Here is a 24,894-nt window from a genome sequence, read left to right on the forward strand (position 1 = left end):
ACTGTCGAGTTCCGCGGCGCCGCGTCGGAGATCCGACGACAATGGACGGGGTGGACGGAGCCGGGCTGCGTATGCGCAGCGCCGCGGGCCGGGGCACGCTGGCCGCCGCGGTGCTGGCGTCCGGCATGGTCTTCCTCGACTCGACCGTGGTCAACGTCGCGCTGCCCACCCTCGGCCGGGAGCTGGACGCGAGCCTGGCCCAGCTGCAGTGGGTGATCAACGGATACACCCTCACCCTGGCCGCGTTCGTGCTGCTCGGCGGGGCGCTGGGGGACCACTTCGGCCGGCGGCGGGTGTTCGTCATCGGGGTCGTCTGGTTCACCCTGGCCTCCCTGGTGTGCGGGCTGGCCCCGAACGTGGAGACGCTGATCGCGGCCCGGGTGGTGCAGGGGGTGGGCGGGGCGCTGCTCACCCCGGGTTCGCTGGCGCTGCTGCAGTCGTCGTTCCGCGAGGAGGATCGGGCCCCGGCCATCGGCGCCTGGTCCGGGCTGGCGGGCACCACCACGGCGCTCGGGCCGTTCGTCGGCGGGCTCCTCATCGACCAGGTGTCCTGGCGCTGGATCTTCCTGATCAACGTGCCGCTGGCGGCGCTGATCGTCTGGCTGAGCGCCGTGTACGTGCCGGAGAGCCGCGACGCCGCGGCGGGCCGCCGGTTCGACGTGGCCGGGGCGCTGCTCGGCGCGGCGGCGCTGGCCGGGGTCACCTACGGGCTGATCGCCTGGCCGGACCACGGCCTGGGCTCGGTGCCGGTGCTCGGCGCGCTGCTGCTCGGGGCGGCTGCCGCGGTGGGCTTCCTCCTGGTGGAGCGGGTGCGCGGGCCTGCCGCGATGATGCCGCTGCATCTGTTTCACTCGCGCGTCTTCTCGGTGCTGAACCTCTACACCGTGCTGGCCTACGGCGCGTTCGGCGGCTTCTTCTTCCTGCTGGTCATCTTCCTGCAGGAGGTGCTGGGCTACTCGGCCCTGCTCGCGGGGCTGGCCACGCTGCCGATGACGCTGCTGATGCTGGCCGGGTCGGAGCTGTCCGGCAAGCTCGCCATGAAGTTCGGCCCCCGGCCGCAGCTCACCTTCGGGCCGCTGTGCTGCGCAGGCGGGGTGCTGCTGATGCGCGGGGCCGGTCCCGGCAGCGACTACCTGACCGGGCTGCTGCCCGGGGTGCTGCTGTTCGGGCTGGGGCTGACCGTGTTCGTGGCGCCGCTGACCGCGACGGTGCTGGCCGCGGTGGAGGTGCGGTTCGCGGGGGTGGCCAGCGGGGTCAACAACACCGCGGCGCGGGCCGGCTCGCTGCTCGCGGTGGCCGCGCTGCCGCTGGTCGTCGGGCTGTCCGGGGACGAGTACGCGTCGCCGGGCCCGCTGACCGCCGCGTTCCAGGCCGCCGCGATGTGGTGTGCCGCGGTGCTGGTGGTGGCGGCGGTGCTGGCGGTCTTCTCGTGCGGCGGGGTGCGGCTGGGGCGGCGGGAGAAGGAGCCCGTGCAGCAGCAGGGGCACCTGCCGCGCGTGCTGCAGCGCGGCCGGTGCCCCTGAGCGTGCTGGTTACTGCCGGTTGACGGCGCTGGCGACGGCCTTCAGCGAGGCGGTCACGATGTTCGCGTCGACGCCGACACCCCAGCGGATCTCGCCGTTCACCTCGCACTCGACGTACGCGGCGGCCTGCGCGTCGCCGCCGGAGGTCAGCGCGTGCTCCGCGTAGTCCAGCACGCGTACGCTCACGTTCTGGTCGGCCAGGGCGCGCACGAACGCGTCGATCGGGCCGTTGCCCACCCCGGTCAGGCGACAGGCGCCGCCGTCGAGGTCGGCCTCCGCCGCGAACTCCACCTTGCCGTCGATCGTGGCCACCGAGTACGAGCGCACCGCCAGGCGGCGGTCGGACAGGTACTCGTCGGCGAAGATCGCGTACATCTCGGCCGGGGTGACCTCGCCGCCCGCGTCGTCGGTGCGGCGCTGCACGACGCCCGAGAACTCGATCTGCAGCCGCCGCGGCAGGTCCAGCTGGTGCTCGGACTTCATGATGTACGCGACGCCGCCCTTGCCGGACTGCGAGTTGACCCGGATCACGGCCTCGTACGAGCGGCCCAGGTCCTTCGGGTCGATCGGCAGGTACGGCACGCCCCACTCGAACGCGTCGACCGGGACGCCGGCCTTGTCCGCCTTGCGGGCGTGCGCCTCCAGGCCCTTCTTGATCGCGTCCTGGTGCGAGCCGGAGAACGCGGTGTAGACCAGGTCGCCCGCGTACGGGTGGCGCTCGTGCACCGGCAGCTGGTTGCAGTACTCCACGGCGCGCTTGATCTCGTCGATGGCGGAGAAGTCCACCTGCGGGTCGATGCCCTGGCTGAACAGGTTCAGGCCGAGGGTGACCAGGTCCACGTTGCCGGTGCGCTCGCCGTTGCCGAACAGGCAGCCCTCGATCCGGTCCGCCCCGGCCAGCAGGCCCAGCTCGGCGGCGGCCACGCCGGTGCCGCGGTCGTTGTGCGGGTGCAGGCTCAGGATGATCGAGTTGCGCCGGGGCAGGCGGCGGTGCATCCACTCGATCGAGTCGGCGTACACGTTCGGGGTGGCCATCTCGACCGTGGCCGGCAGGTTGATGATCAGCGGGCGCTCGGGCGTCGGGTCGATCACGTCGATCACGGCCGAGCACACCTCCAGCGCGTACTCCAGCTCGGTGCCGGTGTACGACTCGGGGGAGTACTCGTACCGGATCTCGGTGTCCGGGGTGATCATCTCGGCGTACTTCTGGCACAGCCGCGCGCCGTCGGTCGCGATCGCGGTGATGCCGTCCTTGTCCAGGCCGAACACCACCTCGCGCTGCAGCGTCGAGGTCGAGTTGTAGAAGTGCACGATCGCCCGCTTCGCGCCGCGCAGGCTCTCGAAGGTGCGCTCGATCAGGTGCTCGCGGCACTGGACCAGCACCTGGATGGTCACGTCGTCCGGGATCAGCTGCTCCTCGATGAGCTGCCGGACGAAGCTGAAGTCGGTCTCGCTCGCGGCGGGGAAGCCGACCTCGATCTCCTTGTAGCCCATGCGTACCAGCAGCTCGAACATGCGGCGCTTGCGGTCGGGCGACATGGGGTCGATCAGGGCCTGGTTACCGTCGCGCAGGTCCACCGCGCACCATTGCGGGGCGGCCTCGACGCGGCGGGAGGGCCAGGTGCGATCGGATACGTCGACCTGGAACTGTTCGTGGTACCTGCGGTAGCGCGTGTACGGCATCTTGCTGGGGCGCTGAGCAGCAGCAGACATGGGTTCCATGCTCCTTGAGATCATGCGGTTCGCGCGTGGTCCGGCGGCGGAATGTGCCCAAGGCGACATCGGCCGTCATCGAGATTCGTTGCTGCCGCAACTGTCAGGCGGCAACCAGAACGCGGAAAGGGACCAGCGGGCGAGCACACGTCGCTACTCCGCGACGAGGTGCCGGTCGGTCAGACCTCGTCGCGGCGGCGAAGAAGCAGGCTCGCGCACCACATGATGTCGGCAACTGTACGCCCGCCGGCCGCACATGGGAGCGAATGTCCGCTTCGTGGGACAACGTGTCCCGCCCCGTGGCCGCCGACAGCCTGCGGCTGCGGCCCGCGGCCTGCGCCCTTCATGATCGTCGAACTTGCCAGGCAGATGGGCGAATGGCGGGTCAAGATACGCCCGGGTGCCTGGCAAGTTGGACGATCTTGGCGGACGGACGGACGGACGGACAGGCGGGCGGGCGGGCCGGGCGGATCAGGGCTTGGCTGACGGGGAGGCGGATGCGCTGGCCGAGGGCTTCGGCGACGGCGGGGCGGTCAGCGGGAGCGGCTGGCCGGGGACCACCGGGCCGGGCAGCGAGACGCTCGGCGGGGCGAGGCCCGGCGTGCCCTCCAGCAGCAGCGTGCCGAAGGCGACCTTGGCCGCGGTCAGCGTGCCGTCGGCCTCGTAGCAGTAGATGCCCGCGTCGAGCGGCAGTTTGAGGCTGGCCGCCGAGGACTCCACCGCGTAGCACTTCCCGCGCGCCCCGGGCAGCGGCGCCGCGTCGGCCACGGCCAGCGCCAGCCGCCGGTCGGTGAGCATGTTCTGCCAGTCGGTGATCAGGTGCTGCACCTTCACGTCGGCCTTGCCGGGCAGCGCGCCGGGCACCTTCACGCAGCCCGAGTACGGGTGGTTGCCCGCGGCCAGGGCGCACTGGTGCAGCGCGCCCCCGGTGAAGACCAGCGCGATGTCGACCGCGCCGCTGTGCGCGCCGCCGGGCACGTCGACGCGCCAGGTCCCGTCGAGCGCGCGGGTGACGGTCACCCGGCGGTCGGGCCGCTTCGGGCTCTTGAACGTGTACAGCGCCACCTGCCGCAGGTCCTTCGCGGCCGCGGCGCGCGCGGCGAGCTGCGCCCGTGGCTCGGCCGGCTCGGCGGCCGCGGCGCTGACCGGCGGGGCGGACGTCGGCGCCGCCTCCGGAGCCGCGTCGCCGCAGGCGGACAGCGCCCAGCAGGCGGCGATCAGGGAGGAGACGGTGAGGACGGCCCGGCGCACGCGCCCATTCTTCACCGCGCCACGCCGTTCCCCGTCCCGACGCGCCCCAGGGTTACGCAAGATCGCAGGATACGCAGCCAACTCACAGAGTGTGGCGCGTGTCACACACATGAAATTCCTACGGCGGTGATGGGCGGCGCGCGGGTGTCTGCGCGGCAGCGGAAGGCGTTCGGCAAAGGATCTCGGAAATCCCCGGGCCCGGCGCCCGAGTGCTGGGATCGACCCGCGATCGGCTGCCCGGCCCGCCGCTAAGCTGACTCCGTCCTTAAGTACCTGAGGTTGAGAGGAGCCGGCAACCGTGGCACTCGTGGTGCAGAAGTACGGCGGCTCATCGGTCGCCAACGCCGAGCGGATCAAGCGGGTCGCCGAACGCATCGTCGCGACGCGCAAGGCCGGCAACGACGTCTGCGTGGTCGTCTCGGCGATGGGCGACACCACGGACGAGCTGATCGACCTGGCCCACCAGGTCAGCCCGCTCCCGCCGGGGCGCGAGTTCGACATGCTGCTCACCGCGGGCGAGCGCATCTCGATGGCGCTGCTGGCGATGGCCATCCACAACCTCGGCTACGAGGCGCGCTCGTACACCGGCTCGCAGGCCGGTGTCATCACCACCTCGGTGCACGGCCGGGCGCGCATCATCGACGTCACCCCCGGTCGCCTGCGCGGCGCGCTCGACGAGGGCGCGATCGTGATCGTGGCCGGCTTCCAGGGCGTCGCCCAGGACACCAAGGACATCACCACGCTGGGCCGCGGCGGCTCGGACACCACCGCCGTGGCGCTGGCCGCGGCGCTCAAGGCCGACGTCTGCGAGATCTACACCGATGTCGACGGCGTGTTCAGCGCCGACCCGCGGATCGTCCCGAACGCCCGGCAGGTTGAGCAGATCACGTACGAGGAGATGCTCGAACTGGCCGCGTCCGGGGCCAAGATCCTGCATCTGCGCAGCGTGGAGTACGCCCGCCGGTTCGGGCTGCCGATCCACGTCCGCTCGTCGTACTCGAACAAGACCGGCACCCTGGTGACTGGATCAATGGAGGACCTTCCCGTGGAGCAAGCACTCATCACCGGCGTCGCGCACGACCGCAGCGAAGCCAAGATCACGATCGTCTCGGTGCCGGACGAGCCGGGCGAGGCCGCCTCGATCTTCCGCGCGCTCGCCGACGCCGAGATCAACATCGACATGATCGTGCAGAACGTCTCCACCGAGGCCTCCGGCCGTACCGACATCTCCTTCACGCTGCCCAAGGTCGACGGCCCCACCGGCATGACCGCGCTGCAGAAGATCCAGGAGCGGGTCGGCTTCAAGGGCCTGCTCTACGACGACCACATCGGCAAGATCTCGCTCGTCGGTGCGGGTATGCGGTCCAACCCCGGCGTCACCGCCACCTTCTGCGAGGCCCTGGCTCGCGCGGGCGTCAACATCGAGATCATCTCCACCTCGGAGATCCGGATCTCGGTGGTATGCCGCGACACCGAGCTCGACAACGCGGTGCGCGCCGTGCACGACGCCTTCGAGCTGGGCGGCGACGAGGCGGCCGTGGTGTACGGCGGGACCGGCCGATAGCGATGGGTCATCACGGCAAGCTGCCCACCCTCGCCGTCGTCGGCGCCACCGGCGCGGTCGGCACGGTGATGCTCGACATCCTCAGCCACCGCCGCAACGTGTGGGGCGACATCCGGCTCATCGCGTCCCCACGCTCGGCCGGCCGCCGCCTGCTCGTACGCGGCGAGGAGGTCGAGGTCGTCGCGCTCACCGAGGAGGCGTTCGACGGCGTCGACGTCGCCATGTTCGACGTGCCCGACGAGGTCTCCGCCTACTGGGCGCCGGTCGCGGTCTCTCGCGGCGCGATCGCCGTCGACAACTCCGGCGCGTTCCGGATGGACCCCGACGTCCCCCTGGTCGTCCCCGAGATCAACCCCGCCCAGGTGCGCAACCGGCCCAAGGGCATCATCGCCAACGCCAACTGCACCACCCTGGCGATGATCGTGGCGATCGCCCCGCTGCACAACGCGTACGGCCTCAAGGAGCTGGTGCTCGCCTCCTACCAGGCGGTCTCCGGCGCCGGGCAGGTCGGCGTGGACACGCTGCACGACCAGATCGCCAAGGTGGCCGGCGACCGGGTGCTCGGCACCCGCCCCGGCAACATCCGGCACGCGGTCGGCGACGACCTCGGCCCGTTCGCCGCACCCGTCGCGCTGAACGTGGTCCCGTTCGCCGGCTCGCTCCGGGACGGCGGCTGGTCCAGCGAAGAGCTGAAGATGCGCAACGAGTCCCGCAAGATCCTGGGCCTGCCCGACCTGAAGGTCAGCGCGACCTGCGTACGCGTGCCCGTGGTCACCGGCCACTCGGTCGCCGTGCACGCCGTCTTCGGCTCCGAGGTCGACGCCATGGGCGCCCGCGAGGTGCTCCAGGGCGCGCCCGGCGTGATCGTGGTCGACGACCCCGGCGCGGGCGAGTTCCCGATGCCGATCGACGCCGTCGGCACCGACCCGTCCTGGGTCGGCCGCATCCGCCGCGCCGTCGACGACCCCCGCGCTCTCGACTTCTTCGTCACCGGCGACAACCTCCGCAAGGGCGCCGCCCTCAACACCGCCCAGATCGCCGAACTCCTCGCGGTCGAACTCTCCCGCTGACAACCCCAAGGAAGGGCACCTTCTTAACGCTATGCGTAGAGGAAGGTGCCCTTCTTAACGTCCCCAGCTCGGCTGGACGGGCGGCCGCCTGGGCGGGGCGAGGCGGGGCGGTTGAAGATCGGTGTCTCGTGTCGGAAGGTGCGCTCAGGCGCAGGGTTTGGACACGAGACGCCGATCATGGTGGGCCGCCCGAGGTGGGAGCACGGCCGGGAGTGGGTGATGATCGCGATTTCGTGTCGAAAAGTGTGCTCTGAGCGCAGGTTTGGACACGAACTAGCGATCTTCAGCCGCGAGCCGCGAGCCGCGAGCCGCGAGCCGCGAGCCGCGAGCTGAGGTCGCGAGTCCGGCGTTCGGGGTCGCGGGGCGTTCCGCGTGGTGAGGGTGGCTGGTCAGGCCGGGGCGGGCGGTGGGGCAGGGTCGGGGGCGAGGCGGACGCCGTTGCGGCCCGCCCGTTTCACCGCGTAGAGGGCCTGGTCGGCGCGGTAGAGGGCGGCCTCGGGGGACTCCTCCTCGCCCTGGACGGCCACGCCCACGCTGATCGTGCGGCCGGTCGCCCGCGCCGCCGCGACCAGGCGCTCGGCGACCCGCACCGCCTCGGCCTCGCTCGGCACGTCGACCACGGCCACGAACTCGTCGCCGCCCACCCGGAACAGCTCGTCGCCGAGCCGCAGCGCCTGCTGGAGCGCCCCCGACATCTGTACCAGCACCCGGTCGCCCGCGGCGTGGCCCAGCGTGTCGTTCACCGTCTTGAACTGGTCGATGTCGATCGCGAGCAGCGCCGTCCGGCCCGGCGTGGCGGCGGCCAGCCGGTCGCCGAACGGGCCGCCGTGGCGCAGCCCCGTCAGCGGGTCGGAGTTGGCCTGCAGGTGCAGCCGGCGCAGCGTGGTCAGCTTCTCCAGGCAGGTGCTGGCCTGCGCGGCGAGCAGTTCGAGCAGGTTCACCAGCGCGCTGTCCGGCACGATCGCGGTCTCGTCGAGCACGACCAGCGCCCCGACCGACGAGGAGACCGTCGCGGTGCCCGCCCCGAGCGGGACGGCGATCATCGTGCGTACGCCTGCCGCGGTCAGCGCCTCGAACCCCCGCGCGTCCAGCACCGCCGGATCGCCCAGCGTGTACGACGCACCGTAACGGCACGCCTCGTCGAGCAGCGCGGCGAGCCGGTCGGGCTCGATCTGCGCCAGCCGCGCGACCAGCGGCCGGTCCCGGGGCTCCGGTGAGCTGGCCGCGATGACGACGCGGAGCTCCTCGTCCTCGGGCAGCAGGTCCGGTGCGGGACGCAGCAGCACGGCCGCGGCCAGGCCGGTCACCTCACGGGCCGCGCGGCAGGCCCGGACCAGCACCTCGGCGTCGGTCTCCGCACTGGTCAGCGCCAGTGCATGACGCAGCAGCTGCTCGCTGCGGGTCTCCGCCGGTGGCCCGCCCAGCTCGCTGAGCCGCGCGCCGAGCAGCCGCCCGGCCTCGACGAGGGTCTCCTCCCAGCCGTCGAGCGGCTGCTGCTCGGCCCACTCGGCGTTGATCACCCCTACCGGGTGCCCGGTGCGGTCGATGATCGGCGCGCAGATCTCGGCGGTGATGGGGGGCCCGAGCCGGATGTAGTCCGGGTCGTTGGCGACGTCCGGGATGGTGACGGCCTTGCCGCTGGCGTACACCCGGCCGACGACGCCGTGCCCGAGCGGGACCGCGGAGAACACCTGCCACGCGCCGCTCGCGGAGACGCACCGGAGCTGGTCCTTCACGTGCAGCAGCGCCTCGATCAGAGCGGGCGTGTGCCGGCTGAGCACGGAGACCGTGGCGTGGCACGCTTCGACCGCGCTGCGGGAGGTTCGCAGTGCTGCGGTTACATCATCAACGATGCGAGGAAGGGGCACGGGGCAGATTTCGCTCTTTGCTCAGGGGTGGGCGTGGGGGCTTACGGGCGCCAAGCTTACTCACCGTAGGCACGTTCAGCGGCCATTATGAAAATCGTTCGCCCAGCGTGGCCATCGGATGAGTGGATCCCGTCGGTCGGCGGGCGGACCATACGAAACATTTCGGCCTACCCGGCCGCACCGGTACGAGTGACGGGGTGAACTAAGTCACAGCGGACTGCGGCCCGCGCAAAGGCTGAGGGCGCTGCGGCTCAGGATGCCGGAAGGGCCCGCCGCCGGGTGATGCTCAGCAGCACAGCGCCGCCGAGCAGCAGGAGCAAGCCGACTCCGGCGGTCAGCCAGGCCTGTGGCCCGGTGATCGGCAGGCCACCGCCGTCGGCGGTCAGCATGACGGCGAACCCGTCCTGGTTGTCGCTGTCGTCCACGTCCGCCACGCGTACGGCGACGGCGTTGGCGGGCAGCCCGCGCCGGGCCAGATCGGTTGCGGCCGGAAGCTGCTGGCCCAGGCTCTCGACCCGTACCGTCCCATCCCGCAGGGTGGCCGGGGCATCCAGCGCGGCCGAGACCGTCACCAGGTGGTACAGCTCGACGGCGGAGTGCAGGCCGTCGCCCGGGTCGGTGTCCTGCCCCGCAGGGATGAGGGCGAGCTCGTCGTAGGTGCAGACCGCCGAGCGGCGGTCGTCGCCGAGCACGCATCCGCCCGCCGGCTCGGCGAAGGTCACCCCCGGTGGCAGGCGCAGCTCGACCCTGACCCCACCGGCGGTCGCCAGGCCCTGATTGGCGATGGTGTACCGCACCGCGCCGGTCTCGCCGGGGCTCAACGTTCCGCTGGGTTCGGGGCTCCCGCCCGCACCGATACGCACCGACTGCGTCACGTCCGGCGCCACCACGGCCAGGTCGGCCTCGGGGCGGTCCAGCACCTCGATCGGAAACCATCGGCTGTCGTCCGCGGGATACGCGTCCGCGGGTTCGGCGTCGACCGTGACCTTGATCCGGCCCTTGACGGGCGTATCGGTCTGCACCGTCGCGTCGACGGGAAGGTCCACCGTCTCGCCCGGCCCCGGGAACCGGTCCGGTCGCAGCTCGCAGTACCACCCGACGACGTCGCCGTCGCATTCGCCGATGCCGCCGCCGGGCCAGAGGGTCAGCTTCTGCCCGAACACGGCCAGCTCCGAGGCGTCCACCCGGACGACGACCCGGGTCGGGGTCTGGTCTCCCTTGTTGGTGACTTTGAGGTGGAGAACCTTGCTCGTGGACCCGAGCGCGATCGTCGCGCCGGTCAGGTCGACGGTGAGGTCCACACCCCCCGGATCCGCCGAAACGGGGGCGGCCGGCATCCCGGCTCCGCCGAGCAGCAGCAGCACCGTGGTCGCTGTTCGGGCCAGCAGCCGGCGTCCGGATCGCATCACGAACCCTCCGAGGGGACGGACAGTGCGATCGGGAACCTATCGGTCGCGGCTCGGTTCGGGCATCCGTCGAACGGTCCAGGCTAGATCAAGTCGGGACGCGGGCCCGATCCCTGATCCGCGCCCGTCACCTGCGGCCGGGTGATCCGGACCTGGATACACCGAAGGCCCAGATCAGATTTCTCTGATCTGGGCCTTCCTCGGTCGGGGTAGCCGGATTTGAACCGACGGCCTCTTCGTCCCGAACGAAGCGCGCTACCAAGCTGCGCTATACCCCGAAGCGGTGCCTCGAAATAGTAGCTGACCCGGGTCGCTCCGCCAAAACGGGTATCCCCCTCAGCGTGGGATGAGTGTCAGCAGGCTCGCCTCGGGCCGGCAGGCGAAGCGCACCGGGGCGGTCGGGTGGGTGCCCAGCCCGGCCGACACGTGCAGCCAGGCCCGGCCCCAGCGGTGCAGCCCGCGGGCCAGCTTCCGGTCCAGGCCGCAGTTGGTGACCAGCGCGCCGACGCCCGGCACGCGCACCTGCCCGCCGTGCGTGTGCCCGGCCAGCAGCAGCTCGAACCCGTCGGCGGCGAACGCGTCGAGCACCCGCGGCTCGGGGGCGTGGCTGAGCGCGATGCGCACGGCGGCGGTCCGGTCGGCGGGGCCGGCCGGGTACACGTCGAGGCCGATGTGCGGGTCGTCGACGCCGGCCAGGTCGATCACGCGGCCGCCGGCCTTGAGCGTGGCGCGGCTGTTGTTGAGGTCGGCCCAGCCCGCGGCGAGGAAGGCCGCGCGCAGGTCCTCGAAGGGCAGGTCGACACCGTGCTGGTACTCCCGGTCGTCGCGGAAGTAGCTGAACGGGCTCTTCAGCACGGGGCCGGTGTAGTCGTTGGAGCCGAAGACGAAGGCGCCGGGCAGCTCCAGCAGCGGCTCGTACGCGGCGAGCACGCCGGGCACCGCGTCCGGGTGGGCCATGTTGTCGCCGGTGACCACGACCAGGTCCGGGTCGAGGCCGGCCAGCTCCCGCACCCAGCGCTGCTTGCGCCGCTGGTTCGGGGTCAGGTGCAGGTCGGACAGGTGCAGCACGCGCAGCGGCTCGGCCTCGGGGGCCAGCAGCGGCACGTCGTACCGGCGGAGCGTGAACATGTTGCGTTCCACGAGCGTGCCGTACGCCAGCGTGCCGGCGCCCACCGCGATCGTGGCCAACGCGATTTTCCCGAGCGGACCCATGCGGCTAAGAGTAGTTTCCTCGAAGGCAAGCACACGATGTGGTTGTGCGGAGCACACAGTGAGGTGGGTATGGGCACCCTGAAGGAGCGCCTGACCGAGGACATGCGCGCGGCGATGAAGTCGCGCGACGAGGTCGTGACCAGCACGCTGCGGATGGCCCTGGCGGCCGTCGGGGTGGTGGAGGTCTCCGGCAAGGCCAAGCGGGAGCTGAGCGACGACGAGGTGCTGGCGGTGATCGCCAAGGAGGCGAAGAAGCGCCGCGAGGCCGAGGTCGCGTTCGCCGACGCGGGGCGCACGGAGCAGGCCGCCAAGGAGCGCGCCGAGGAGGAGGTGCTCGCCCGTTACCTGCCCAAGCAGCTCACCGACGAGGAGCTGGTGACGATCGTCACCGAGGCGCTGGCCGCGGGCGGCTTCAGCGGCATGGGCTCGATGGGCCCGGCGATGAAGGCGGTCCAGGCGGCGGTGGCCGGCCGGGCCGAGGGCGGCAAGGTCTCCGCGGAGGTACGCCGCCAGCTGGCCGGCTGAGTTCCGGCCCCGGATACGGCGGAGGCCCCGTTCACCCAGGTGAACGGGGCCTCCGGTGTCTGTGCGGTCAGCCGCCGATGGTCTCGCGGCCCGTGATGAACACCGCGGGCAACAGCCAGTCGAGGAAGCCCCGGTTGCCGTTACCGCCGTTGCCCCCGTTGCCGGGTCCGCCGCCGGTGCCGGGGCCCGGCGGGTTGCCGGGCGTTCCCGCGCCGTTGCTGACCTGGATCACGACCACGCCGCCCTTGATGGTCTTGCCCGAGGGCGTGGTGCCCGCGACGGTGCCCTTCGGGCACTTGGAGGCGACCTCTTCGGGTGCGACGCTGACCTCGAAGCCCCGGTTCTTGAGGATGCTCTTGGCCTCCGCCACGGGCTTGCACTCCACGTTCGGGATCGACACCTGCTCGCCCGCCGCGATCTTCTTCGACGGCTTGGCGAACTGCATCGTCGGCTTGCCCTTCATCGCGTCGCGCAGCGCGTACTGGACGGCCGGGTTGACGATGTCGTGGGACATGCCGCCGTTGTGCGCGTAGTCGGGGTCGGTGAGGAAGCCCGAGATGGTCAGCTGGCGGGTGGACAGGGTCAGCGTCGCCGACTTCGAGTCGTCGGTGGTGCCGGTCTTGCCCATGATCGGCTTGCCGACGATGCCGCGGGAGGCCTGGTTGGTGGTCCCGTTGCAGTTGTTGTACGCCGAGCGGTCGCCACCGGGGCAGCGGGCGGCGTCGGTGGCCGCCCGCGCGACGTCCGTCTTGATCACCTGGTTGCACCGGGTGTCGCCGACGGCCAGCTTGTTGCCCTTGCTGTCGTGGATCGACACGACCGGCGTCGGCTCGCAGTACTTGCCGTCGGCGACCAGCGTCGCGTACGCGTTGGCCAGCTCCAGCGGCGTGGTCGCCGAGACGCCGAGGACGAACGCGCCCCACTGCTCGGCGTGGTTGGAGTAGTAGAAGTCGTCCTGGTTCGTGCCGGGCTCGTCGTGGAACGTGATGCCCATCTTCTTGGCCGCGTTCACCGTGTTCTGCACGCCGGCCATGATCGCCAGCGGCACGAAGTAGGTGTTGATCGACTTGCCGAACGCCTCCCACATGTTCAGCGGGCCGTAGCCCTTGCCGCTGGCGTTCTTGGCACAGTAGTAGCCGCCGCAGTTCGCGTCCTTGCCGCTGATCGGGAAGTTCGTGACGAACTTGTCCTTGGCGTCGATCGTGGTGGCCAGCGGGTAGCCCTTCTCCAGGGCGGCGACGATCGAGAAGATCTTGAAGGCCGAGCCCGCCTGGTAGCCGGTGAACCCGTCACCGCCGGTGAGCAGCGGGTTCGTGGTGTTCGGCCGGCTGCCCTTGATGCCCTTGCGCTTCTTGGCCGGGTCGGAGGAGAGCAGGTTCTTCGAGTCGTCGATGGAGAAGACCCGGTTGACGGCCAGACCTCGCACGTAGCCGGTGCCCGGCTCGACGGCGGCCAGCATGAGCGCCTCGGCGTCGGTGGTCTTGCGGCGCTTGTCCACGTTCTTCTTCATCGCGAGCTGGACGGCCGGGTCGAGCGTGGTGACGATGCGGAAGCCGCCCGACTTCAGGGCACGCTCACGGTCGTACGCGGTCGCGCCGAACACCTCCTGCTTGTTCCACCAGCGCTGGAAGTAGTCGCAGAAGAAGCCCCAGCTGGGGTTGCCGGTCTGCACGCAGCCGTTCGGGGTGACCTTGCCGACGACCTTGAGCTCTTCCTTCTTGCTCTGGTCGGCCTCGGCCTGGGTCAGCGCGCCGGTGCCCACCATCTCCTGCAGCACGTAGTCGCGCCGGTTGATGGCGATGTCCTTGCCCGTGCCGGTGGAGGCGTTGTAGTCGCCGGGGAACTTCACCAGCGCGGCGAGGAACGCGGCCTCGGCGGCGGTCAGCGCCTTCGGCTCCTTGTCGAAGTACACCTTGGACGCGGCGTAGATGCCGTATGCCCGGTTACCGAAGTATGCGGTGTTGATGTACCCGGCGAGGATCTCGTCCTTGGTCATCCGCTGCTCGATGGCCATCGCGTAGCGCATCTCGCGGACCTTGCGCTTGGTGGTGTCCTCGGTGGCGTCCACGACCTCCTGCGCCGTGTCCGCCGAGTACGAGATCGACAGACGCACGAACTGCATGGTCAGCGTCGAGGCGCCCTGCTGGACGGTGCCCGCCTGCTTGTTCGCGACGAAGGCGCGGGCGATGCCCAGCGCGTCGACGCCGTTGTGCTCGTAGAACTTCTGGTCCTCGGCGGCCAGCACGGCCTTGCGCACGACCTCCGGGATCTCCTCGAACGGCAGCTCGCGCCGGTTCTCGTCGTACATGGTGGCCAGCGGCGTCTTGCCGTCGGCCGCGTACAGGTAGCTGATCTGGGGGGAGCGCTTGACGGTCAGCTCGTCGGGGAGCTTGCCGAACGCGTCGCCCGCGGCCTTCGCGGCCAGTCCGGACATCGCCACCGCGGGGAAGGCGGCCGCGGCGACCACCACTCCGGCGAGCAAGCCGCAAATCAGGAGCGATGCGGCGTTGGCCAGGAGGTTGTGGTCGCGCTTGCGCATCAGATTCACCGCCTCAGGTTACGTGAGCAGGTTTCGTCCTCGCGGACCCCACCGTGCCGGGTGTGAGCCGCCTGGTTCGGGGCTGCGGGGGAAGACCTCTCCCATGCCCGCAACCGTCCCCGGCGAACGTTCGTTGTCCAAGACGCACGACCCCTGGCGTGTGGTTGCGTTGCCCGGCTGTGAGTTGTCCCCCCGGACGCCACGGCCGTCCCGTTACTCGCATTGCGACGCTCCGTCGAGGGTCGCGGACCCCCGTCCGCGGCCCTCCCGCGTGATCGCTTCCTCCGGCGCGTACTCGCAGCTCAGGTATGGCTCAGCGCAGTTAACGACCTTTTTCCGCCATTTTGGCTCACAACGTTGCGTAACCGTCTGACTACGGAGCATGATGGGCGGGCGAGTAACGCACACCGTTCGCGTCGGTTCGGGGGAACCATCGGGGGGATGTGCTCGGTTTTCGCTGGGTTTGCGACCCGGCGGGACGGGGCAGGTCGCGAGCGGTGAGGGGGAACGTCAGGGGGGACGTGGACACATGGGCATGGTCAACGATTGGCCCAGTCTCGCGGCGTGCCGGAACGGGGATCCGGACGCGCTGTTCGTTCAGGGCGCGGAGCAGAACATCGCCAAGAGGGTCTGCCGCGGCTGCCCGGTGCGGTACGAGTGCCTGGCGGACGCACTCGACAACCGCATCGAGTTCGGGGTCTGGGGCGGTATGACCGAGCGGGAGCGCCGCGCACTGCTGCGCCGGCACCCGCACGTGGCGAGTTGGAAGCGCGCCTTCGAGGTAGCCATGCAGGAGCAGGACCGCCGGGAGCTGGTCCGGGCCTGACGTCCGATTGACGAGCCGATGCGCCGTTCGCGCCGTTCCCACGGCACGGGCGGCGCATCGCTCGTCATGATCGAAACTGCCCTCACGCTGGTCTAACGACGCGGGGGCGACTTGATCACGCGGTAGGCGCGGCCAGTGCGCCGCCGATCTCGCGAAGGCCGGCGAGGTCGTGCACGTCGGTCGGCTGGGCGGGCACGTACGCCACCGGGACGTGCGGGAACTCGTCGGTGAAGCCGGTCGACACCTCCGACTCCCGGGCCACCTGCCGCATCAGCAGCGCGTGCACCTCCAGCGCCTGGGCGGTCAGGGTGTGCTCGGCGTGCTCGGCGGTCAGCTTCTCGGCGGCCTCCGCGCTGTCGGCGGCCGACAGCTCCGGCAGCTCCGAGCGGTGCACCCGGTTCAGCACCAGCCCGGCCAGCGGCATGCGCTCGGCGCCGAGCCGCTCGGCGAAGTACGCCGCCTCGCGTACCGCATCCGGCTCCGGGGCCGCCACCACGAGGAACGCCGTCTGCGGGTCCTGCAGCACCCGGTAGGTCCGGTCGGCGCGCTCGCGGAAGCCGCCGAACGTCGAGTCGAGCGCCGACACGAAGCCGGACAGGTCGCTGAGCAGCTGCGCGCCGAGGATGCGCTGCACCGCCTTGGAAAACACCCCGAACGAAGCGGTGACCAGGTTGAACATGCTCTTGCCGCCGGCCCGCGCGGGCACCATCAGCAGCCGCAGCATCTTGCCGTCCAGGAAGCGGCCCAGCCGGGCGGGCGCGTCCAGGAAGTCCAGCGCGGAGCGCGACGGCGGGGTGTCCACCACGATCAGGTCCCACCGGTCGGTGGACCGCAGCTGGCTCAGCTTCTCCATCGCCATGTACTCCTGCGTGCCCGAGAACGTCGAGCTCATGGCCTGGTAGAAGGGGTTGGCGAAGATCTCCTTGGCCCGCTCCGGCGCGGTGTGGGTCAGCACCACCTCGTCGAAGGTGCGCTTCATGTCCAGCATCATGGCGTGCAGCTCGCCGTCCCCGGCGAGCCCTTCCACCGGGCGGGGGGTGTTGTCCAGCTCGGTGAGCCCGAGCGACTGTGCCAGCCGCCGGGCCGGGTCGATGGTCAGCACCACCGTGCGCCGCCCGTGTTTCTCGGCGGCGCGCAGGGCCAGCGCGGCGGCCGTGGTGGTCTTGCCGACCCCGCCCGAGCCGCAGCACACCACGATCCGTACGCCGGGGTCTGCCAACAGGGCGTCCACGTCGAGCATGTGCCCAGCCTAAGGGGCGGCGCTCAACAGCTTGGCCAGGTGCTGGACACCGGCCATGTCGATGCCGTCGGGCAGCAGCGGCAGCTCCATCACCGGCCGCCGCAGCGCCGCCAGCTCGCCGCGCAGTTCCTGCTCCAGCGCATGGCGCGCCTGGTGGTCCCTGGCCTCGGCGAGCAGGGCGGTGACCGTACGCCGGTCGTCGGGCAGGCCCACTGCGGCCAGCCCGCGCTTCAGCTCGGCCTGGGTGAGCCGGTCGCCGGCCAGCAGCGGCGGGCGGGCGCAGTTCACGATGACCTTGCCGACCGGGATGTTCAGCGTGGCCAGCTCGCGCAGCGCGTCCGCGGTCTCCTGCACCGGCATCTCCTCCAGCAGGGTGACCAGGTGCACCGACGTCATCGGGGAGCGCAGCAGCGCGGCCACGCCCTCGCTCTGCGACTTGATCGGTCCGAGCTTGGCCAGCTTCGCGGCCTCGGCGGTCACGTTCAGGAAGCGGCCGATCCGGCCCGTCGGCGGGGCGTCGAGCACCACCGCGCGGTACACCCGGCGCCCGCTGTCGTCGGTGCGGGTGGTGGCCTCCTTGACCTTGCCGGTCAGCAGGATGTCGCGCAGGCCCGGGGCCACCGTGGTGGCGAAGTCGATCGCGCCCAGCTTGCGCAGCGCCCGCCCGGCCGCGCCCATCCGGTAGAAGAGGTCGAGGTACTCCAGCAGCGCCTCCTCGGGGTCCACCGCGAGCAGGCGCACGTCCACCCCGGCGTCGGGCAGGCGGCGCTCGGCGTAGGGCAGCGGCTCCAGCTCGAACAGCTGCGCCAGCCCCTGCCGGCCCTCCACCTCGACCAGGAGGGTCCGCTGCCCCTGCGCGGCCAGGGCGAAGGCCAGCGCGGCGGCGACGGTGGTCTTGCCGACCCCGCCCTTGCCCGTGACCACATGCAGACGGGCCGGCCAGGCGGTGTCACGTGCACCGCGATCCTGGACCGGCCCGTCGTACGCGTCGTTCAGCACCCCTCGATGGTGCCAGGTGGCTACTTCACCTCGCAGACGAACCAGCCTTCGTGCTTGACGAGGATCAATGTGAGCTGCTGCTCCGACATCTTCTCGTCACTGGTGACGAGCTTGATGGTCACCTCGGCGGTCGCCTCGGTGGCGGACTCGCCGGAGATCTTCGGGGTCTCCCAGGTGAAGTCGGCGCCCTTGAGCGCCGAGGTCTCGGCCTTGATCTCGGCGATCTTGGCGTCGATCTCCTTGCGGTCGCGGGCGTCGCCGCACACCAGCTTCTCCGCCGCGGCGGCGTCGCCATCCTTGTAGACCGCGGTGAGGAAGCTGGTCGTGGCGTCCTTCGCCGACGCCGCGCCGACCCCCTCGGTGTTCCGGGTCAGCAGCACGTACGCGGTGATGCCGCCGCCGCACAGCAGCAGCAGGACGCCGAGCACGATGCCGATGATCAGCGGCGCCTTGCTCTTCTTCACCGGGGCCGGCGGGAAGCCGGGCGCGCCCGGGTACGGCGCCGCGGGGTAGCCGGGCTGTCCCGGCACGTACGGCGGCTGACCGGCGGCCGGATAGGCCGGCTGTCCCGAGGTCGGGTAGACGGGCTGTCCGGAGGTCGGGTACGCGGGCTGGCCCGAGGTCGGGTAAGCGGCGGTGGGCGTGGTGAAGGCGGGAGTGCCCGAGACGGGGGTCGGCGCGCCCGACACCGGCGCGACCGGGACCGGGGCCTGCTCGGCCGGCGGCTGCGGCGCGGGCACCTGCGGCGCGACCGGAGCCGCGGGCGGCGGGGTAACCGGCGTGGTCGGCGGCAGCGGCACGGCCGGCTGCGGAGCCGTCGGCGGCGTCACCGCGGCGGACGCGAACGGGTCGGCAGGCGGCGGATAGGCGGCCTGGCCCGGCGTCTGCGGAGCCGTCGGCTGCTGGTCGTCGGTCGGCTGGGTCATCTGATCTCCCCTGGTCCCTCTCACGGAGCCGCGACACACCTGCTGCCCCCGCGGCGGCTCAGCTTAACCGCACCTGGCACGACCTCGCAGTAGGGATCGACCTGCGAGATCTTGGGGGCAGGTTAGGTTATGCCCATGACGAAGTGGGAGTACGCCACCGTGCCGCTGCTGGTCCACGCGACCAAGCAGATCCTCGACACCTGGGGCGCCGACGGCTGGGAGCTGGTGCAGGTCGTGCCCGGCCCCAACAACCCCGAGCAGCTGGTGGCCTACCTGAAGCGGCCGAAGGCCGACTGAGCGCGATCCGCGGGGGACCGCGGCGAAGGAGACAAAGATGTCTGACCCGTACGAGAAGCTCGCCGAGCTGGGCCTGAAGGTGCCCGAGGTGGTGCCGCCGGTGGCGGCGTACGTGCCCGCGGTGCGCTCCGGCAACCACGTGTACGTATCCGGCCAGCTGCCCATGGCCGACGGCAAGCTGCTGGCCACCGGCAAGGTCGGTGCCGAGATCACCGCCGAGCAGGCGAAAGAGCTGGCCGCCCGATGCGCCCTCAACGGCTTGGCCGCACTTGAATGGCTGGTCGGCCTGGACAAGGTCGTCCGGATCGTCAAGGTCGTCGGCTTCGTGGCCTCCGCGCCCGGCTTCAGCGGCCAGCCCGGCGTCATCAACGGCGCCTCGGAGCTGTTCGGCGCGGTGTTCGGGGAGAGCGGCAAACACGCCCGCAGCGCCGTCGGAGTGGGCGAGCTCCCGCTGAACGCCCCTGTCGAGGTCGAGCTGATCGCCGAGGTCCGCGACTGACCCGCGCGCTCGCGAACGCATCGGCCCGTCCGGGTGAACCGGGCGGGCCGACGTCTGTCCGGCACCGGCCGCCGCCCTCCGACGGGTCTGCGGCGGCAGGTGGTGGGCGGCCGGTGGATCAGTAGAGTTCTCGGCATGACGGCGCGGCTGGACTCCGAGCTTCTTCCCGACTGGGTGACCTGGTTGCGGGCGCCCAATGCCGGGCCGATGACCCTCGACGGCACGAACACCTGGCTGCTGGACGACGGCACGGTCATCGACCCGGGGCCGGACGACCTCGCCCACCTGGAGGCGATCATCGAGGCGGGTCCGGTCCGCCGCATCCTGTTCACGCACGGCCACCCGGACCATGTGGACGGGATCATGACGCTGCTCGCGCTGACCGGCGCGAGCGTGGGCGAGGTGCCGGACTGGCTGACGGAGCTGCCCACGCCGGGACACACCACCGACTCCGTCTGCTTCGTCGCCGAGCGCGACGGGCAGCGCGTGGTCTTCACCGGGGACACGATCCTCGGCCGTGGCAGCAGCGTGGTGGCCTGGCCCGACGGCGACGTGGGGGCGTATCTGGCGAGCCTGGACGTGCTGGCCGGGTACGAGGTGCCGGGCCTGCCGGGGCACGGGCCGGTGCTGCCGGACTGCGCGGCGGCGGCGCGCTGGCTGCGCGACCACCGGCTGGAGCGCCTCGACCAGGTGCGCGCGGCGCTGAAGCAGGGCGCGCGTACGCCCGAGGACGTGGTGAACGTCGTCTACGCCGACGTCGATCCGGGGATCAGGTTCGCGGCGGAGTGGACCGTGCGGGCACAACTCGCCTACCTCGAGACGTTGAGCGAGCTGTGAACGCGTCATGACCTGCCCTGTGTGCGGGACCGTCCCGGTGCCGGCGGCCCGCTTCTGCCACCACTGCGGCGCGGCGCTGCCCGCGGCGGCGACGCTGCCTGCGACCGAGCGCCGCGTGGTCACCGTGCTGTTCGGCGACCTGTCGGACTTCACCTCGTGGTCGGAGGAGCTGGACCCGGAGCGGGTCGGCGCGGTGACCGACCGGGTGCTGTCGGCGCTGGCCGGGGCGGTGAAGACGTTCGGCGGGCACGTGGACAAGCTGACCGGCGACGGCATCATGGCGGTGTTCGGGGCGCCGGTGGCGCACGAGGACGACGCCGAGCGGGCGGTGCGGGCGGCGCTGTCGATGCAGCGCGCGGTGCGCCGGGTGCTGGACGACGAGCGGGGCGGCAGCGCCCCGACCGGCCTGCGGCTGGGCATCAACACCGGGCCGGTGGTCGCGGGCGTGCAGGCGGGCCTGGAGTACACGGTCATCGGCGACACGGTGAACACCGCGGCGCGGCTGGCCGACGCGGCCGCGGTGGGCGCGGTCTACGCGGGCGCGCGCACGGTCGCGGCGACCGGGTCGGTGGCGGGCTGGCGCAACCTGCGGCCGCTGCGGCTGAAGGGCAAACGCGAGCCGGTCGAGACGTACGAGCTGCTGGGCCTGCACGACGCCCGGGGCAGCCGGGCGGGGCTGGGCGAGGAGGGCCCGTTCGTGGGCCGCGAGGCCGAGCTGGGCCGGGTCGCCGGCCGCCTGGCCGAGGTCGTCGACCGGGACGAGCCGCGGGTGCTGGTGTTCACGGCCGAGGCGGGCATCGGCAAGACCCGGTTCGCGTCCGAGGTCGAGCGCTTCGCCAACGGGTATGAGGTCAGCGCGGGCCGCTTCGCGGCGCGTACGCAGGCGCGGGTGCTGTCGGTGCGGTGCGCCGCGTACGGCGAGCGCCGCCGGCTGGCGCCGCTGTCGGACCTGGTCCGGCTCGCAGTCGGCCTGCCCGCGGACGGCTCGACGGCGGTCACCCGGGCGGTCGCCGAGGAGCGGCTGCGCCGCCTGACCACCCGGCTGACCCAGCGCAGCGAGCCCGGCAAGCCGGTCAGCGTGGACGTGGACGCGCTGCTGTCGCTGCTCGGCTACGCCGACCCGACCGAGCTGGCCCAGTGGCACGGGATGTCCGGGGACGACCCGGAGCAGCCGGGCCGGGAGACCGCGACGCTCGCGGTGGCCGTGGCGCGCCTGCTGGACGCGCTGGCCACCGAGTCGCCGCTGGCCGTGATCGTGGACGACCTGCACGACGGCACCCCGGAGACGCTGGACGCGCTCGGCGTCGCGCTGGAGGAGCTGACCGGCCCGGTGCTGGTGCTGCTGCTGGGCCGCCCCGAGCTGGTGCGCCGGGCGGGCCAGCTGACCAGGGTCGCCGACGCCGAGGCGCTCACGCTGCCGCCGCTGCGTGGCGCGGACGCGGCCCGGCTGCTCACCGCATACCTGAAGGGCGGGCGGCTGCCGCAGGCCGACGAGGACCGGCTGCTCACCACCGCCCAGGGCAACCCGTTCTACCTCGCGGAGCTGACCACGCTGCTGATGGAGCGCGGCGCGCTGGTGAAGGCGGGCGCGCAGTGGCGGCTGACGCCCGGCTCGCTGGGCAACCAGCTGCTGTCCCGGGACCTGGCCGCGGTGCTCGCGGCCCGCATCGACGCGCTGCCCGTCGAGGCCCGCGCGGTGCTGCGCGACGCGGCCGTGGTCGGCGACACCGTGCCGGCCGGTGCGCTGGAGGCGCTGCGCGAGCGGCGGTCCACCCGCGACGGCCGCCCGGCCGCCGTGGTCGCGGTCGAGCTGGAGCGGGCGATCGACGAGCTGCTGCAGCGGCGCATGCTGCGCCGGGTGCGGGGCGGGTTCGCGTTCGCCACCCCGCTGCTGCGCGAGGCCGCGTACGGCGGCGTGGGCAAGGCGGACCTCGCCGACCGGCACGCGTTCCTGGCCCGCTGGGCCGCGCCCGGCCAGCCGCCGCTGGCGGTGTCGTCGGGACGGACCGTCGCGGGCCTGACCGGGGTGACCGACGCGGTGCGCGACGCGTTCGTGGCCGAGCACGCCGAGCGCGCCACCCGGCTGGCCGACGCGGTGCGGCTGCGCCCCGACGTGCCCGCGCGGCAGGTCGGGCCGCTGGGCGTGGCCGCGCTGGGCCGGGCGGCCCGGCGCGCGGGCCAGGCCGGCGAGCCCGCCGAGGCGGTCGGCTACGGCGAGCGCGCGGCCCGGCTGGCGCCCGGCGCGCTGCCGCTGCCGGACCGGCTGGTGCACGCCCGCTCGCTGCTGCAGTACGGCCGGATCGCCGAGGCGCTGCACGACGCCGAGAAGCTGGTCGCCGACGCCACCGACGACCCGCGCACCCGGGCTGGCGGCCTGCTGCTGGCCGGCCGGGCACACGTGGCGCAGGGCGACCCGGGCCACGCCTACCGGCTGTGGTCGGAGGCGCTGAACACGGCCACCGACGCCGAGCTGCCGGGCGAGCGCGCCGAGGCGATGCGCCGCCTGGGCATGGCCGACTTCCTGGGCGGGCGGCTGGGCGACGCGTCCAGCCGGTTCGCCGGGGCGTACCAGATCGCGGTGTCCGCGGGCGACCGCAAGTCGCAGGCCTGGTCGCTGCAGAACCTGGCCTGGGTGACCACCACCCGGGGCGACTTCGCCGGGGCCGACGCGGCGCTGGCCCGTGCGGCGCGGCTGTTCGCCGAGACCAAGGACCCGGTGGGCCGGGCCTGGCTGCGCGGCACGTCCGCGTTCGCCCGGCTGCTGTCGGGGCGGCTGACCGAGGCGCTGCGGCTGGCGCACGTGTTCCTGCCGTTCGGCGAGCGCGTCGGCGAGGCGTGGGCGGTGGGCACGCTGCGGGCGGTGGCCGCGTTCGCCGCCGCCGAGCTGGGCGAGCTGGGTGAGGCGGACCGGGAGGCGCGCCGCGCCTACCGCGACTTCGCCGCCGCCAAGGACACCTGGGGGCGCGGGTTCGCCCTGGTCGCCCGGGGTGTGGTGGCGCGCGGGCTGGGGGAGTACGGCCACGCCGAGGACCTGCTCGGCGAGGCGCTGCAGGAGGGGGAGAAGGTCGGGCACCCGCTGCTGGTCGGCATGGCGGGCACGGTGCGCGGCTTCGTGGCGCTGGACCGGGGCGACCCCGAGGCGGCCGAGCTGGACGCCCGCTCGGTGCTGACCATGGTCTCGCCGTACGGCGTGCTCGATCCGGCCCGGGTGGGCCCGCGCGCGCTGCTGGGCGCGGCCCGGCTCGCGGCGGGCGACACGGCCATGGCGATCCGGCTGCTCACGCCGGTCGCGGCCGCCCCGCACGCGCCGTCCATGCTCTACTCCCGCCGCCAGGGCGTGGCCCTGTACGCCGACGCGCTGCTGGCCGGTGGGCAGATCGAGGAGGCGCTGGCCGCCGCCGAGCTGGCCGAGTCGCTGCCCGCGGTGGACGTACGCAGCCGGGTGCGGTCCGCCGCGACGTACGCCCGGGTCCTCGCCGCGGCCGGGCGCGACGCGGAGGCGCTGGTCGCGGCGGAGCGAGCCCGCTCGATCGCGGAGGGCACGCAGCAGGCGAGCGAGCGTGCCGTTGCATTGGCGACATGGGGTGCCGTGACCGAAGGGCGAGGCGCTACCGTCTAGCGCGTGAAGCACACCCCGACCTCGTTCCCGGAGATCCCCGGACTCACCGATCTGTCGCTGCTGGCCGTCGGCGGCTACGCGACGATCTTCCGGGCCACCCAGGGCTCGGTGGGGCGCGAGGTCGCGGTCAAGGTGGAGAACCGGACCATCGAGGGCGACCGGGACCGCGCCCGCTTCCTGCGCGAGGCCCGCGCGGCGGGCAAGATGTCCGGCCACCCGCACGTGGCCGACCTGTTCGACGCCGGGGTGACCGCCGACAACCACCCCTACCTGATCATGGAGCTGTACGCGGGGTCGTACCAGGACCGCATGCCGCTGCGGGCGCACGAGGTGCGCGACATCGGCGTGAAGATCGCCGACGCGCTCGCCGACGCGCACGAGCGCGGCGTGGTGCACCGCGACGTCAAGCCCGCCAACATCCTGATCAGCGCGTTCGGTGAGCCGGCGCTGGCCGACTTCGGGCTGGCCATCCTCGCCGAGATCCGCGACCCGGACATCACCCTGGACGTGATGACCCCGGCGTACGCGCCGCCGGAGGCGTTCCGCCGCGCCGAGCCCGGCCCGGCCGGGGACGTGTACGCCCTCTGCGCCACCCTGTACGCCCTGCTGCGGGGCGCGCCGCCGCGCTGGGAGCCCGACCACCCGCCGGGCCTGCTCACGCTGATCGAGATGTTCGCCCAGCCGGTGCCGGACCTGCCCGAGGTGCCCCTGGCGCTGTGCGCCGTGCTGCGCCAGGGCATGGAGAACGACCCGGACAAGCGGCCCACCGCCCGTGCGCTGGAGGAACTGCTCGCCTCCGTCGACCTGGACGGCCCCGCCCAGGAGGACCAGTCGACCGCGGACGTGTCGAACTTCGACCCGCCCACCGTCCCCGTGCAGCGCCCCGGCTTCTTCACGAACCTGATCGACAACCTCTTCGGCCGCTGACCGCCGCCCACGACGCGCCGCCGGGTGCGTGTCGCGCTCCTTGAACCACTCGT

General features: G+C 72.4%; 19 protein-coding genes and 1 tRNA gene. 10 read left to right on the forward strand and 10 right to left on the reverse strand.

Annotated elements, in window-relative coordinates:
* Positions 1-50 precede the first annotated feature (50 nt).
* The gene (locus Cba03nite_RS13325; protein WP_346111255.1) at positions 51-1,523 is read left to right on the forward strand and encodes an MFS transporter; all 1,473 of its coding nucleotides are present in this window, start codon (positions 51-53) and stop codon (positions 1,521-1,523) included.
* Positions 1,524-1,532: 9 nt separating this feature from the next.
* Here Cba03nite_RS13325 and leuA read toward each other — a convergent pair whose 3' ends face one another.
* Both leuA and Cba03nite_RS13335 read right to left on the reverse strand, forming a co-directional pair.
* Complete coding sequence (gene leuA / locus Cba03nite_RS13330; RefSeq protein WP_373315747.1) at positions 1,533-3,245, reverse strand: 2-isopropylmalate synthase; 1,713 nt, start codon at positions 3,243-3,245, stop codon at positions 1,533-1,535.
* A gap of 462 nt (positions 3,246-3,707) precedes the next feature.
* A complete protein-coding gene (locus Cba03nite_RS13335) occupies positions 3,708-4,487 on the reverse strand; it encodes a hypothetical protein (RefSeq protein ID WP_203745649.1) in 780 nt (259 codons plus the stop codon).
* 298 nt (positions 4,488-4,785) lie between these two features.
* On the opposite strand from Cba03nite_RS13335, the gene Cba03nite_RS13340 reads away from it, so the two are divergent.
* Both Cba03nite_RS13340 and Cba03nite_RS13345 read left to right on the forward strand, forming a co-directional pair.
* Positions 4,786-6,051 (forward strand): aspartate kinase, encoded by a 1,266-nt coding sequence (locus Cba03nite_RS13340; RefSeq protein ID WP_203745650.1) that lies wholly within the window; start codon positions 4,786-4,788, stop codon positions 6,049-6,051.
* A gap of 2 nt (positions 6,052-6,053) precedes the next feature.
* Complete coding sequence (locus tag Cba03nite_RS13345; protein ID WP_203745651.1) at positions 6,054-7,121, forward strand: aspartate-semialdehyde dehydrogenase; 1,068 nt, start codon at positions 6,054-6,056, stop codon at positions 7,119-7,121.
* A 389-nt stretch (positions 7,122-7,510) separates the two neighbouring features.
* Here Cba03nite_RS13345 and Cba03nite_RS13350 read toward each other — a convergent pair whose 3' ends face one another.
* From Cba03nite_RS13350 to Cba03nite_RS13365, 4 genes are all read right to left on the reverse strand, one after another.
* Positions 7,511-8,989: a diguanylate cyclase gene (locus tag Cba03nite_RS13350; protein WP_203745652.1), complete on the reverse strand. Its 1,479-nt coding sequence runs from the start codon at positions 8,987-8,989 to the stop codon at positions 7,511-7,513.
* Positions 8,990-9,240: 251 nt separating this feature from the next.
* The gene (locus Cba03nite_RS13355) at positions 9,241-10,395 is read right to left on the reverse strand and encodes a COG1361 family protein (RefSeq protein WP_203745653.1); all 1,155 of its coding nucleotides are present in this window, start codon (positions 10,393-10,395) and stop codon (positions 9,241-9,243) included.
* Between the two features lie 204 nt (positions 10,396-10,599).
* Positions 10,600-10,673 (reverse strand) — tRNA-Pro (locus Cba03nite_RS13360).
* Between the two features lie 58 nt (positions 10,674-10,731).
* Positions 10,732-11,607, reverse strand: a complete 876-nt coding sequence (locus Cba03nite_RS13365) for a metallophosphoesterase (protein WP_203745654.1) — start codon at positions 11,605-11,607, stop codon at positions 10,732-10,734.
* Between the two features lie 69 nt (positions 11,608-11,676).
* On the opposite strand from Cba03nite_RS13365, the gene Cba03nite_RS13370 reads away from it, so the two are divergent.
* Positions 11,677-12,132: a GatB/YqeY domain-containing protein gene (locus tag Cba03nite_RS13370; protein WP_203745656.1), complete on the forward strand. Its 456-nt coding sequence runs from the start codon at positions 11,677-11,679 to the stop codon at positions 12,130-12,132.
* Positions 12,133-12,199: 67 nt separating this feature from the next.
* Here the strand turns inward: Cba03nite_RS13370 and Cba03nite_RS13375 are convergent, their stop codons facing one another.
* Positions 12,200-14,671 carry a transglycosylase domain-containing protein gene (locus Cba03nite_RS13375; RefSeq protein WP_203745748.1) on the reverse strand — a complete coding sequence of 824 codons (2,472 nt, stop codon included), beginning with the start codon at positions 14,669-14,671 and terminating at the stop codon, positions 12,200-12,202.
* Positions 14,672-15,200: 529 nt separating this feature from the next.
* Here Cba03nite_RS13375 and Cba03nite_RS13380 point away from each other — a divergent pair.
* Positions 15,201-15,497, forward strand: a complete 297-nt coding sequence (locus tag Cba03nite_RS13380) for a WhiB family transcriptional regulator (protein WP_203699140.1) — start codon at positions 15,201-15,203, stop codon at positions 15,495-15,497.
* Positions 15,498-15,612: 115 nt separating this feature from the next.
* Here the strand turns inward: Cba03nite_RS13380 and bagB are convergent, their stop codons facing one another.
* The 3 genes from bagB to Cba03nite_RS13395 are packed head-to-tail and all read right to left on the reverse strand — an operon-like array spanning position 15,613 to position 18,662.
* Positions 15,613-16,737, reverse strand: coding sequence for an ArsA family ATPase (gene bagB / locus Cba03nite_RS13385; protein WP_203745657.1), 1,125 nt, complete (start codon positions 16,735-16,737; stop codon positions 15,613-15,615).
* A 9-nt stretch (positions 16,738-16,746) separates the two neighbouring features.
* Entirely contained in the window at positions 16,747-17,733 is a 987-nt protein-coding gene (bagA, locus tag Cba03nite_RS13390) for an ATPase BagA (protein WP_203745749.1), read from the reverse strand.
* A gap of 23 nt (positions 17,734-17,756) precedes the next feature.
* Positions 17,757-18,662: an Rv0361 family membrane protein gene (locus Cba03nite_RS13395; RefSeq protein WP_203745659.1), complete on the reverse strand. Its 906-nt coding sequence runs from the start codon at positions 18,660-18,662 to the stop codon at positions 17,757-17,759.
* Positions 18,663-18,797: 135 nt separating this feature from the next.
* Between Cba03nite_RS13395 and sp36 the strand changes: the two genes are divergently transcribed.
* From sp36 to Cba03nite_RS13420, 5 genes are all read left to right on the forward strand, one after another.
* Positions 18,798-18,959, forward strand: a complete 162-nt coding sequence (gene sp36, locus Cba03nite_RS13400) for a Sp36 family protein (RefSeq protein ID WP_203745660.1) — start codon at positions 18,798-18,800, stop codon at positions 18,957-18,959.
* A 37-nt stretch (positions 18,960-18,996) separates the two neighbouring features.
* The gene (locus tag Cba03nite_RS13405; protein ID WP_203745661.1) at positions 18,997-19,458 is read left to right on the forward strand and encodes a RidA family protein; all 462 of its coding nucleotides are present in this window, start codon (positions 18,997-18,999) and stop codon (positions 19,456-19,458) included.
* Positions 19,459-19,593: 135 nt separating this feature from the next.
* Positions 19,594-20,295 carry an MBL fold metallo-hydrolase gene (locus Cba03nite_RS13410; protein ID WP_203745662.1) on the forward strand — a complete coding sequence of 234 codons (702 nt, stop codon included), beginning with the start codon at positions 19,594-19,596 and terminating at the stop codon, positions 20,293-20,295.
* 7 nt (positions 20,296-20,302) lie between these two features.
* Positions 20,303-23,914: an adenylate/guanylate cyclase domain-containing protein gene (locus Cba03nite_RS13415; RefSeq protein WP_203745663.1), complete on the forward strand. Its 3,612-nt coding sequence runs from the start codon at positions 20,303-20,305 to the stop codon at positions 23,912-23,914.
* Between the two features lie 3 nt (positions 23,915-23,917).
* The gene (locus Cba03nite_RS13420; RefSeq protein WP_346111263.1) at positions 23,918-24,841 is read left to right on the forward strand and encodes a serine/threonine-protein kinase; all 924 of its coding nucleotides are present in this window, start codon (positions 23,918-23,920) and stop codon (positions 24,839-24,841) included.
* Positions 24,842-24,894 lie beyond the last annotated feature (53 nt).

The sequence above is a fragment of the Catellatospora bangladeshensis genome (assembly GCF_016862575.1).
GTDB classification, from domain to species: Bacteria; Actinomycetota; Actinomycetes; order Mycobacteriales; family Micromonosporaceae; genus Catellatospora; species Catellatospora bangladeshensis.